Genomic DNA, 11,158 nt, shown 5'->3' on the forward strand with positions numbered 1-11,158 from the left:
AGCCCGCAATCGTGCCGAATGAGAGGATCGTGCAAGACTTCGCGAGGATCGGCGTCGCGCCCCGCGGCCTTGCGGGCCTATCTTTGCGGCGACCGGGCAGCCCATCGCGCCCCGGCTTTTCCGATCGAAAGGACAGATCATGCGCTATCGCCCCCTTGGCCCGAGCGGCCTTCTGGTGTCCGAGCTTTGCCTTGGCACGATGACCTTTGGCGGCTCGGAGGGGATCTGGGGCCAGATCGGCCAGCTGCGCCAGCCCGAGGCCGATGCGCTGGTGCAGACCGCCTTTGACGCCGGGATCAATTTCATCGACACGGCGAATGTCTATGCCGGCGGCGAGAGCGAGCGGATCCTGGGCCAGTCGATCCGCAACCTCGGCCTTGCCCGCGACGATCTGGTGATCGCGACCAAGGTGATGGGGCCGATGGGGGCGGGGCCGAACGGCTGCGGCGCGTCGCGGGCGCATATCCTGGCGCAGGCGAAGGCCAGCCTTGCCCGGCTGCAGATGGAGCACATCGACCTTTACCAGATCCACGGCTTCGACCCGGTGACGCCGATCGCGGAAACGCTTGAAGCGCTGGATACGCTGGTGCGGCAGGGGCATGTGCGCCATATCGGGCTGTCGAACTGGGCGGCCTGGCAGATCGTCAAGGCGGTGGGCATTGCCGAGGCGCGGCAGCTGGCGCCGATCCTGTCGTTGCAGGCCTATTACACGCTCGTCGGCCGCGATCTGGAACGCGAGATCGTGCCGATGCTGCAAAGCGAGGGCCTCGGGCTGCTGGTCTGGAGCCCGCTGGCGGGCGGGTTCCTGTCGGGCAAATACAGCGGCGGCACGGCAACCGAGGGGCGGCGGGCGGCCTTCAACTTCCCGCCCGTCGATCTGGCGCGGGGGGATGCGGTGGTTGCCGCGGCGCGCGAGATCGCCGCGGCCAAGGGCTGCAGCGTGGCGCAGGTGGCGCTGGCCTGGCTTCTGCATCAGCCGGTGGTGACCTCGGTGATCGTGGGGGCGAAGCGGGTCGATCAGCTGGCCGACAACATCAACGCGACCGGGGTGCAGCTTTCGGCCGAGGATCTGGCGGCGCTTGAGGCGGTGACGGCGCTTGCCGCGGAATATCCGGGCTGGATGCTGGAGCGCCAGGCGCAATACCGCGCCCCCTTCGCCGCGCCGAAGCGCTGAGCGCCCGGCCCGCCCGCCGCTGGCGCGCAGGCCGGGACGTCGGTCAGTCCGCGAGGGATTTGACCGAGGTGTCGGCCTGCCCCTGCACCCAATAGCCCGCCGCCTTGATCCAGGCGGGGGACATGCCGCGGGCCAGCAGCGCCGCGCGCAGGGCTTTTGCCACCCCCGCCTCGGCCGCGATCCAGGCGAACAGGCCCGCGCCCGGGGCGATCCCGGCCAGTGCCGCCAGCAGCGGCGCCGGGTCTGCGGCCTGCGCGGCCGGGCGGGTGACCCAAAGCGCCTGATGCCGGGCCGCGGTTTCAAATTCTTGCCGGTCCGCTTCCGAGGGCACCGCGACAAGGCTTGTGACGGGCGTTCCCGCCGCCAGTTCCTCGATCCGGCGGCCGATCGCGGGCAGCGCGGTCTCGTCGCCGATCAGGAGCCAATGCGTGATCGGGCCGGTGATCACGGCAGAACCGCGCGGGCCGCCGATGCCGACGCTGTCGCCCGGCTGCGCCGCGCGCGCCCAGTCGGCGGCCGGTCCGCCGGGGTGGTCGACGAAATCCAGCGTCAGTTCCCGGCGCAGGGCGTCGAAGCGGCGGGGGGTGTAGTCGCGCATCTGCGGCTGCGCCCCGTCGGTTTCGGGGCCAAGCAGGAGCTTGACGTGATCATCGGGCGCAAGGCTTTGAAAATCCGCCAGATCCTCGCCGCCCAGCACCACCCGGATCATCGCGGGGGTCAGGTGGCGGACGCTGCGGACGGTCAGGATGCGCCGCTTCGGCTCTTGCCGGAAACGCTGCAGCTGCGGGGCAGGGGTGTCGGTCATCTTCGGTCTCTCTGTCCGGCCCGGCCTCGGATGCGCCGATCCAAACGCACCAAGACACGGGCCCGTTGGCGGCCTGTGTCGGTGCGTTGAGTGACGTTAACGCTTACGATGGATCTTGCGCAGGATGATCCGGCCAGAGCGCCCCCGGCAAGGGCCGTCGCGCAAGATCACGGCAATGTCAGCGCCGCCGAACAGGGGGCATTCCCCCGGGCAGAGAATTTCCTTCTGAAAAACCCCCGTCTTTGGAATTCAATTTGGCTGCTGAATGTGCAAAAAATCCACTAATTAAGTCGTGATAATGGACCATGACCGCGCAACCGCCTTCCGACACCGACGAGATTCGCAAGACCACCTGTTACATGTGTGCCTGCCGCTGCGGCATCGACGTGCATCTGCGCGCGGGCAAGCTGCGCACCATCGAGGGCAACCGGGATCATCCGGTCAACCGCGGCGTGATCTGCGCCAAGGGGGCGGCGGGGATCCAGCAGGTGACCGCGCCCGCCCGGCTGCGCGCGCCGCTCAAGCGGGTGGGGCCGCGGGGCCTTGGCACCTTCGAGGAAATCAGCTGGGACGAGGCGCTTGACATCGCCACCGGCTGGCTGGCGCCGATCCGGGCCAAGGCGCCGGAAAAGCTGGCCTTTTTCACCGGCCGCGATCAGTCGCAAAGCTTCACCGGCTGGTGGGCGCAGGCCTTCGGCACGCCGAATTTCGCGGCGCATGGCGGGTTTTGCTCGGTCAATGTCGCGGCGGCGGGGATCATGTCGATCGGCGGCGCGTTTTGGGAATTCGGCGAACCGGACTGGGAACGGGCGAAGATCCTGGTGCTCTTCGGCGTCGCCGAGGATCACGACAGCAATCCGATCAAGCGCGGTCTGGGGGCGATGAAGGCGCGCGGCGCCCGCATCGTTTCGGTCAATCCGATCCGCACCGGCTACAACGCCGTCGCCGATGACTGGCTGGGCCTCACGCCCGGCACCGACGGGCTGTTGATCCTGGCGCTGGTGCACGAACTGCTGGTCGCGGGGCGGATCGATCTGGATTATCTGGCCCGCTTCACCGATGCGCCCTGCCTTCTGATCCCGGGCGAGGGGCCGGAAAGCGGGCTTTACCTGCGCGACGATACCGGCCGGGCGCTGGTGATCGACCGCCGCAGCGGGGCGCTTGCGCCCTTTGACGACGAGGGCGTCGAGCCCGATCTGCGCGGGCGTTGGCCCGGCCATCGCACCGTCTTCGAGACCCTGGCCGAGCGCTATCTGCATCCGCGTCATGCCGCCGCGGCGGTGGCCGGGCAGGTCGGCATCCCCGCCGAGCGGATCCGGGCGCTGGCGGCGGAACTGGCCCGCGTGGCCTTTGACGAAGCGATCACGCTTGACCGGCCCTGGGTGGATTTCCGCGGCCATCGCCATGACCGGATGATCGGCCGCCCGGTCGGTTTTCACGCCATGCGCGGGATCGCCGCGCATGCGAACGGCTTTCAGACCGCCCGCGCGCTGCATCTTTTGCAGATGCTTCTGGGCGCGATCGAGACCCCGGGGGGCCTGCGCTTCAAGCCGCCCTATCCGAAGCCGCTGGCCGCCCATCCGGTGCCGCATTTTGCGGCCGAACCGGGCCAGCCGCTCAAGGGCCCGCATCTGGGCTTTCCGCGTTCCCCCGCCGATCTGGCGCTTTTGCCCGATGGCAGCCCGGCCCGGATCGACGCAGCCTTCAGCTGGGAAAATCCCTTTTCCGCCCATGGCCTGATGCAACGGGTGATCGGCAATGCCCATGCCGGGCGGCCCTACCGGATCGACACGCTCTTTCTTTACATGGCCAACATGGCGTGGAACTCCTCGATGAACCCGGCCGAGGTGGCGCGGATGCTGACGGATTGCGACGCGGCGGGCGATTACGTCATTCCGCACATCATCCTGTCGGACGCCTATGCCAGCGAGACCGTGGCCTACGCCGATCTGGTGCTGCCCGACACGACTTACCTGGAACGCCATGACGCGATCAGCCTGCTGGATCGGCCGATCGGACGCGGCGACCGGCTGGCGGATTCGATCCGCTGGCCGGTGATGGCGCCCGACCGCGACGTGCGGCCGTTTCAATCGGTGCTGTGCGATCTGGGCGCGCGGCTGGGCCTGCCCGGCTTTGTCACCGCCGAGGGTCAGCCCGCCTTTCGCGATTATGCCGATTACCTGATCCACCACCAGCGCCGCCCCGGCATCGGCCCCCTGGCGGGCTGGCGCGGCGATGGCACCTGCCACGGCCGCGGCGCGCCGAACCCGGCGCAGCTGGACCGGTACATCGAAAACGGCGGCGTGTTTCAGGCGGAAATCCCGCCCGAGGCGCAGTTCTTCAAGCCCTGGAACCGGGCCTGGCAGGAGTGGGCGATGACGATGGGGCTGCAGGACAAGCCGCAGCCCTATCTGTTCAGCCTCTGGTGCGAGCCGCTGCGGCGCTTTCAGCTGGCGGCCGAGGGGCACGGGACGCCGCAACCGCCCGATCATCTGCGCCTGCCGCTTCTGGCCGCGATGGACCCGCTGCCGCATTGGACGGCGGTGCAAAACACCGACACCGCGGCCGACTATCCGCTGCATGCGCTGACGCAGCGCCCGCCCGCGATGTATCATTCCTGGGGCTCGATGAACGCCTGGCTGCGGCAGATCCTGGGGCAGAACCTGCTTTACATCCCGAAATCGGTCTGGCGCGACAAGGGCTTTCGCACCGGCGACTGGGCGCGGGTGATCTCGCCGCATGGGGCGATCGAGGTGCCCGTCGCGCCGATGGCGGCGCTGAACCCGCAGACGGTCTGGACCTGGAATGCGATCGGCAAGCGGCGGGGCGCCTGGGGGCTGTCGAACGCCGCGCCCGAGGCCGAAAAGGGCTTTCTGCTCAATCACCTGATGGATGATCTGCTGCCGCCCGACGGCGCGGGCGCGCGGGCGTGGAACGCCGATCCGGTGACCGGGCAGGCGGCCTGGTTCGACCTGCGGGTGCGGATCGAGCGGATCGGGCGGCGCCGCTTCAGCCTGCCGCAATTCCCCGGCCTGTCGCTGAAGATCCTGCGCCGGAGACCCGCATGAGCCGAACCGCCCCCAAACGCACCCTTGTCATCGATCTTGACAGCTGCACCGGTTGTCACGCCTGCACCATCGCCTGCAAGGGCTGGCAGAATGCGAACGAGGACACCCGGCTGCCCGATGCGGAAGCCTACGGCAAGGCCCCCTTCGGCGCCTTTCTCAACCGCGTCCATTCCTACGAGGTGATCGCGGACGGTGCCCCGGCGCAGCTGATCCATTACCCGCGCACCTGCGTGCACTGCGAAAATCCGCCCTGCGTGCCGGTCTGCCCGACCGGGGCCAGCCACCAGACCGCCGATGGTCTGGTGCAGATCGACGCCCGCCGCTGTCTGGGCTGCGGGCTTTGCGCCTGGGCCTGCCCCTATGGCGCGCGGGAACTTGACCCGGTGGCGGGGGTGATGCGCAAATGCACCCTGTGCGCCAATCGCATCGACGATCCCGCAAGGCCCGAGGAGGAGCGCATCCCCGCCTGTGTCCGCGCCTGCCCGACCGGCGCGCGGCATTTCGGCGATCCCTCCGACGCCGAAAGCCCGCTCGGCCGGTTGGTCGCCGAACGCGGCGGGTTCGCGCCGATGCCCGAGTTCGGCACGCAGCCGACGAGCCGCTATCTGCCGCCGCGGCCCAAGGATCGGCTGGGGGCGGGGGCCGGTCTGGAACCGCTCGTGCCCGGGGGCGGTCTGCAGGACTGGCTCGACAAACTGCTGGGGAGGGGCTGATGCGCGCGGTGCCCTCGGTCATCCTGTTCACCACGCTTTCGGGCGCGGGCTTCGGTCTGCTTGCTGCGGTGGGGCTGGGCCTGGCGCATGGGGCGGGCCCCTGGCTTGCGGGCTACGGCCTTGTCGTGACAGGGCTTTTCGCCTCGGCCTTCCATCTGGCGCATCCCTGGCGCGCCCGCTTCGCCTTTCGGCAATGGCGCACAAGCTGGCTTGCGCGCGAGGCCTGGGGGGCCATCGCGGCGTTGATCGTGCTGGCGCCGCCCGCGGTCTCGGCGCTGATCGGCGGGCCGGAGCTGCGGCTTTTCGGGGCGCTTGGCGCGCTGCTCTGCCTTGCCACGGTGGTCTTTACCGCGATGATCTATGCCAGCCTGCGCGCGGTGCCGCGCTGGCATCACTGGTCGGTGCCGGTGACCTATCTGGCCTGCGCCGCGACGGCGGGCTGCTTTCTGGCGGCCCCGCCCGCGGCGGCGGCGCTGGCCGGTCTGGCGCTGGCGCTTTGGCTGGGGGTCTCCTTTCCCCTTGCGGATCGGCGCATCGCGGCCCTGGGGCTGACGCGGGCCTGGGCGACCGGTCTTGGCACGGCGGGTCTTGGCACGGGGGGTCGTGGTGCGGGGGGGCGTGGTGCGGGGGCCGAGGTCCGCAGTTTCGAGCTGCCCCGCACCGGCCCGAGTTTCGTCACCCGCGAGCTGGTCGACCGGGCGGCCGGGGCCGGATCGCCCCTTTTGCGCGGGAGTTCGGTCGCGCTTGCGGGCCTGCTTCCGGCGGCGCTTTTGCTGGCGGGCGCGGCCCCCGGCGCGGCGCTGGCCGTGCATCTTGCGGGCATCCTGCTGTCGCGCTGGCTTTTCTTCACCGAAGCGACGCATGTCGCCGCGCTTTATTACCGCGGCGAGCTGAGCCCCGGGCGACGCTGAGTCGCCCCGGGAAAGCGCGGAGCGGCGAAAGCGCAGAAGAAACCTTCTGTCCGAACGCCGCCCCGCTGCGGATTTTCTCCAAAAATGCCGCCAAAACAGAAGATCATTAATATCTATCTTCTCAATCGTGAATTCTCGTGGTCCGGTTCCCTCAGCCAAGAGACGCGGGATGACCGGACCGGCCGCACCGCCCTTGCGGCATCCGTCTTGCCAGGGGAGTTGCCATGACTGCCGTTTCCGCCCCGCTTGCGCCGCCCGATGCGCTTGCGCAGATCCACGCCGCCGCGCGCGCGGCCGGTCTGAGCTATGCGGGCGATGTGCCGCCCGATCTGGCCCATGCGCTGCTCGAGGCCGGGCAGGCGCTGTTGATCGATGTCCGCTCGCCCGAGGAAATCCGCTTCGTCGGCCATGTGCCGGGGGCGGTGAACGTGCCCTGGGCCAGCGGGCTGGCGCTGACGCGCAACCCGCGGTTTTTGCGCGCGCTGGAAACCGCCGCCCCGCGCGAGGCGGTGATCTTGCTGCTCTGCCGCTCCGGGCAGCGCTCGGTTCTGGCGGCGCAGGCGGCGACGGCGGCGGGTTTTGCTCAGGTCTTCAACGTCCTTGAGGGCTTCGAGGGCGATCTGGACGCGGCGGGCCAGCGGGGCCGGGTGTCGGGCTGGCGGCGGCGCGATCTGCCCTGGCGGCAGGACTGAGCACGGCCCGGACGCAACAGATTGAACGCAAGAGATTTCAGCCGAGGAGGCAGCATGACGCTTGACACACAACGAACGGACGTCCTTGAGGACAACGGGTTTTCCCTGGTTCCGGTGCTGGCGGCGCTGACCCGGGCGCGGGCCGACTGGCGGGCGGCGCATCATCGCGCCGTCACGCCGGGCGGGCGCGAATTGCCCGCGCCCGAGGCGGTGGAACGGATCGTCGCCGGGCTGCGCGGCGCGCTGTTTCCGATGCGGCTCGGGCCGTCGGATCTGCGGCAGGAAAGCGAACAGCTTTACGTCGGCCATACGCTTGATGTCGTGCTGCGCGATCTGGTGGAACAGGTGGTTCTGGAACTGGGCGGGCGGCCGAGCGACGCCGATCCGGCGCTGCGGGCGGAAATCCGGGCGCGGGCGCATGATCTTGTGCGCGACTTCGCGCAATATCTGCCGACGATCCGCACCCAGCTTGACAGCGATGTTCTGGCCGCCCACGGCGCCGATCCGGCGGCGCGCAGCGTCGACGAGGTGCTGTTGTGCTACCCGGGTCTGGCCGCGATGATCCACCACCGCATCGCCCACCAGCTTTACCGTCTTGGCGCGCCGCTGATCGCGCGGATGATCTCGGAGGCGGCGCATCGGGCGACGGGGATCGACATCCACCCCGGCGCGACGATCGGTACCGGGTTTTTCATCGATCACGGCACCGGCGTCGTGATCGGCGAAACCGCGGTGATCGGCAACGGCGTGCGGCTGTTTCAGGCGGTCACGCTGGGGGCGAAGAGCTTTCCCACCGATGCGCTGGGCCGCGCGCTCAAGGGGCAACCGCGCCATCCGATCGTCGAGGATGACGTGGTGATCTATGCCGGCGCCACCGTGCTGGGCCGGGTCACGCTGGGCAAGGGCGCCGTCATTGGCGGCAATGTCTGGCTGACCGAAAGCGTGTCGCCGGGGGCGCATGTGACCCAGGCGCATCTGACGCAAGGAACCCGGCCGGGCCCCGCAACCGACTGACAAAGCGACACATTTCAAACCTGCCCTCCCCGCGGTCCTGCCGCGGGACGGCCTTCCGCACCCAAGCAAGGAGAGACTGAATGACCGAACCCCTTCAACTGGCGCTCGGCGACAATGCCGCCCGCCAGCTTGCCAATGCCACGAAGACGGCGCCGATCCTGCCCACGATCACGCCGCGCTGGCTGGTGCATTTCCTGCAATGGCTGCCGGTCGAGGCCGGGATCTACCGGCTCAACACGGTGAAGAACGCCGAGGCCGTGCGCGTCGCCTGCACCAGCCGCGACGAGGCCGTGCTGCCCACGACCTTCGTCGATTACGAGGAAAAGCCGCGCGAATATTTCCTCAATGCGGTCTCGACCGTGCTTGATGTCCACACGCGGGTTTCCGACCTTTATTCCTCGCCCTTCGATCAGGTCAAGGAACAGCTGCGCCTGACCGTCGAGACGGTGAAGGAGCGCCAGGAAAGCGAGCTGATCAACAACCCCGATTACGGGCTTCTGGCCAATGCCGCCGAGAGCCAGATCCTGTCCACGCTGACCGGCGCGCCGACACCCGACGATCTGGACGAGCTGATCACCAAGGTCTGGAAGGAACCCGCCTTCTTCCTCGCCCATCCGCTCGCCATCGCCGCCTTTGGCCGCGAATGCACGCGCCGCGGCGTGCCGCCCGCGACCGTCAGCCTGTTCGGGGCGCAGTTCCTCACCTGGCGCGGCCTGCCGATCATCCCGTCCGACAAGATCCCCGTCACCGGCGGCAAGACCTCGATCCTGCTTCTGCGGGTGGGCGAGAAGCGGCAGGGCGTGGTGGGGTTGTTCCAGCCCGGCCTTGACGGCGAGCAGAGCCCGGGCCTGTCGGTGCGCTTCATGGGCATCGACCGCAATGCGATCGCGTCTTACCTGATCTCGCTCTACTGCTCGCTCGTCGTGCAATCGCCCGATGCGCTGGCCGTTCTGACCGATGTCGAAGTGGGGAAATATCATGACTATCCCGACACTTACCGCTGAGGGCGCGGCCCCCGCGGGCCTGCCCGACATCGCGCAACTGACGGCGCTGGCGCGGGACTTCTTCGCCACGCCGCCGGGAGAGGGGGGCGCAAGCCCCTCTTACCTGGCCGAGCCCGATGTCGCCACCGCGGGCGCGCTTGCGCGGCGCGCGACGGGCGGCCATCCCGGCGCCACGGGTCCGGCGGCGGATCTGGCCCCCGGGGCGGGGCTTGCCCCCGGCGCGCTTGGCACGGCGCCCTTGGGCGCGGGGCATGCCGACAGTCTCGACAGCCTTGCCCGGCAGGCCTTCGGGCTGCTGACCGGCAAATCGGCGGCCCATGCGCCGGATCGGTCCGGGGCCCCGACGCTTGCCCCGCAGGACGCCGCGCCCGCGGTCTTGCAGGCGCCCCCGGCCCATGCCCGACCGGCGGCCGTCCCGGCTTCGCCGCGGATCGGGGCGCCCCCCCATGCCCCGGCGCAAGCCGCCCCGCCCGGGCGGTTCTACTTCCTGCCCGAGACGGCGGCGGAGCCCCCCCCGGCGCCGCCCGCCGCGACGCCTGCGTTCGACGTCCATGCCGTGCGGCGCGATTTCCCGATCCTGCAGGAACGGGTGAACGGGCGGCAACTGATCTGGTTCGACAATGCCGCGACGACGCAGAAACCCGCTTGCGTGATCGACCGGCTGTCCGAGTTCTATCGGCACGAGAATTCGAACATCCACCGCGCCGCGCATACCTTGGCGGCGCGGGCGACGGATGCCTATGAGCACGCCCGCGATGCGGTGCGGGATTTTCTCGGCGCGGCCTCGTCGGAGGAAATCACCTTCGTCCGCGGTGCGACCGAGGGGATCAACCTTGTCGCTCGGACCTGGGGCGTGGCGAACATTCGCGCGGGCGACGAGATCATCGTCTCGCATCTGGAACATCACGCGAATATCGTGCCCTGGCAACAGCTTGCGGCCGAAAAGGGGGCGCGGATCCGGGTCATTCCGGTCGATGACACGGGGCAGCTGCAGCTTGACGAATATCTGAAGCTGCTCTGCCCGCGCACGAAGATCGTGGCGGTGACGCAGGTCTCGAACGCGCTCGGCACCGTCGTTCCGGTGCGCGAGATCGTGGCGGCGGCGCATGGGGTCGGCGCGGTGGCGCTGGTCGATGGCGCGCAATCGGTCAGCCACATGCCGGTGAACGTGCAGGAGATCGGCGCCGATTTCTTCGTCTTTTCCGGGCACAAGGTCTTCGGGCCCACCGGCATCGGCGCGGTCTACATCCGCCGCGCCCTGGCCGAGACCCTGCCGCCCTGGCAGGGCGGCGGCAACATGATCGCCGATGTTCGCTTCGAGCACACGGTCTATCAGCCGCCGCCCGCGCGGTTCGAGGCGGGCACCGGCAATATCGCCGATGCCGCCGGGCTGGCGGCGGCGCTGGCCTATGTGCAAAGGATCGGGCTTGCGGCGATCGGCGCCTATGAACACGCGCTTCTGGACTATGCGACCGCGCAACTGGCGCAGGTGCCCGGGGTGCGGCTGATCGGCACCGCGGCGCACAAGGCTTCGGTGCTCTCCTTCGTGCTGGAGGGGGTCGCGCCGCTCGAGGTCGGACGCGCGCTGGATCGCGAGGGCATCGCGGTGCGGGCGGGGCATCACTGCGCGCAACCGATCCTGCGCCGCTTCGGGCTGGAAGCCACGGTGCGGCCCTCGCTCGCCTTTTACAACACAAGCGACGAGGTCGATCTTTTCGTCGCGGCGGTGGCCAGGCTTGCCAGCCGCCGCCGCTGAGATCGCAAAAGACGAAAGGCC

The 11,158-nt window shown here is 69.4% G+C and carries 9 protein-coding genes; 8 read left to right on the forward strand and 1 reads right to left on the reverse strand.

Annotated elements, in window-relative coordinates; all coding sequences use genetic code 11:
• Positions 1 to 139: 139 nt before the first annotated feature.
• Positions 140 to 1,174, forward strand: coding sequence for an aldo/keto reductase (locus FBT96_RS08055; RefSeq protein ID WP_136905796.1), 1,035 nt, complete (start codon positions 140 to 142; stop codon positions 1,172 to 1,174).
• A 43-nt stretch (positions 1,175 to 1,217) separates the two neighbouring features.
• Here the strand turns inward: FBT96_RS08055 and FBT96_RS08060 are convergent, their stop codons facing one another.
• Positions 1,218 to 1,979, reverse strand: coding sequence for a siderophore-interacting protein (locus FBT96_RS08060; protein WP_136905797.1), 762 nt, complete (start codon positions 1,977 to 1,979; stop codon positions 1,218 to 1,220).
• Positions 1,980 to 2,284: 305 nt separating this feature from the next.
• Between FBT96_RS08060 and FBT96_RS08065 the strand changes: the two genes are divergently transcribed.
• The 7 genes from FBT96_RS08065 (at position 2,285) to FBT96_RS08095 (ending at position 11,137) form a co-directional block, all read left to right on the forward strand.
• Positions 2,285 to 5,047, forward strand: coding sequence for a molybdopterin-dependent oxidoreductase (locus FBT96_RS08065; RefSeq protein WP_136905798.1), 2,763 nt, complete (start codon positions 2,285 to 2,287; stop codon positions 5,045 to 5,047).
• Positions 5,044 to 5,760 carry a 4Fe-4S dicluster domain-containing protein gene (locus FBT96_RS08070; RefSeq protein WP_136905799.1) on the forward strand — a complete coding sequence of 239 codons (717 nt, stop codon included), beginning with the start codon at positions 5,044 to 5,046 and terminating at the stop codon, positions 5,758 to 5,760. Before FBT96_RS08065 ends, FBT96_RS08070 begins: the two co-directional genes overlap by 4 nt.
• On the forward strand, positions 5,760 to 6,671 hold the full coding sequence (locus tag FBT96_RS08075; RefSeq protein WP_136905800.1) for a dimethyl sulfoxide reductase anchor subunit family protein: 912 nt from the start codon (positions 5,760 to 5,762) through the stop codon (positions 6,669 to 6,671). The genes FBT96_RS08070 and FBT96_RS08075 overlap by 1 nt, the downstream gene beginning before the upstream one ends.
• Positions 6,672 to 6,895: 224 nt before the next feature.
• On the forward strand, positions 6,896 to 7,363 hold the full coding sequence (locus FBT96_RS08080; protein ID WP_136905801.1) for a rhodanese-like domain-containing protein: 468 nt from the start codon (positions 6,896 to 6,898) through the stop codon (positions 7,361 to 7,363).
• 54 nt (positions 7,364 to 7,417) lie between these two features.
• Positions 7,418 to 8,377 carry a serine O-acetyltransferase EpsC gene (epsC, locus tag FBT96_RS08085; RefSeq protein WP_136905802.1) on the forward strand — a complete coding sequence of 320 codons (960 nt, stop codon included), beginning with the start codon at positions 7,418 to 7,420 and terminating at the stop codon, positions 8,375 to 8,377.
• 80 nt (positions 8,378 to 8,457) lie between these two features.
• Positions 8,458 to 9,381 carry a family 2A encapsulin nanocompartment shell protein gene (locus FBT96_RS08090; RefSeq protein ID WP_136905803.1) on the forward strand — a complete coding sequence of 308 codons (924 nt, stop codon included), beginning with the start codon at positions 8,458 to 8,460 and terminating at the stop codon, positions 9,379 to 9,381.
• Complete coding sequence (locus tag FBT96_RS08095; protein WP_136905804.1) at positions 9,356 to 11,137, forward strand: family 2A encapsulin nanocompartment cargo protein cysteine desulfurase; 1,782 nt, start codon at positions 9,356 to 9,358, stop codon at positions 11,135 to 11,137. Before FBT96_RS08090 ends, FBT96_RS08095 begins: the two co-directional genes overlap by 26 nt.
• The last annotated feature ends 21 nt before the right edge of the window (positions 11,138 to 11,158 follow it).

The organism is Rhodobacter capsulatus, from assembly GCF_005144475.1.
GTDB lineage: Bacteria > Pseudomonadota > Alphaproteobacteria > Rhodobacterales > Rhodobacteraceae > Rhodobacter > Rhodobacter capsulatus_C.

What these genes read in the sequence shown, in the direction of transcription:
- FBT96_RS08055 (WP_136905796.1), top strand. Translation starts at nt 140, where the DNA reads ATGCGCTATCGCCCCCTTGGCCCGAGCGGCCTTCTGGTGTCCGAGCTT.
- FBT96_RS08060 (WP_136905797.1), bottom strand. Translation starts at nt 1,979, where the DNA reads ATGACCGACACCCCTGCCCCGCAGCTGCAGCGTTTCCGGCAAGAGCCG.
- FBT96_RS08065 (WP_136905798.1), top strand. Translation starts at nt 2,285, where the DNA reads ATGACCGCGCAACCGCCTTCCGACACCGACGAGATTCGCAAGACCACC.
- FBT96_RS08070 (WP_136905799.1), top strand. Translation starts at nt 5,044, where the DNA reads ATGAGCCGAACCGCCCCCAAACGCACCCTTGTCATCGATCTTGACAGC.
- FBT96_RS08075 (WP_136905800.1), top strand. Translation starts at nt 5,760, where the DNA reads ATGCGCGCGGTGCCCTCGGTCATCCTGTTCACCACGCTTTCGGGCGCG.
- FBT96_RS08080 (WP_136905801.1), top strand. Translation starts at nt 6,896, where the DNA reads ATGACTGCCGTTTCCGCCCCGCTTGCGCCGCCCGATGCGCTTGCGCAG.
- epsC (WP_136905802.1), top strand. Translation starts at nt 7,418, where the DNA reads ATGACGCTTGACACACAACGAACGGACGTCCTTGAGGACAACGGGTTT.
- FBT96_RS08090 (WP_136905803.1), top strand. Translation starts at nt 8,458, where the DNA reads ATGACCGAACCCCTTCAACTGGCGCTCGGCGACAATGCCGCCCGCCAG.
- FBT96_RS08095 (WP_136905804.1), top strand. Translation starts at nt 9,356, where the DNA reads ATGACTATCCCGACACTTACCGCTGAGGGCGCGGCCCCCGCGGGCCTG.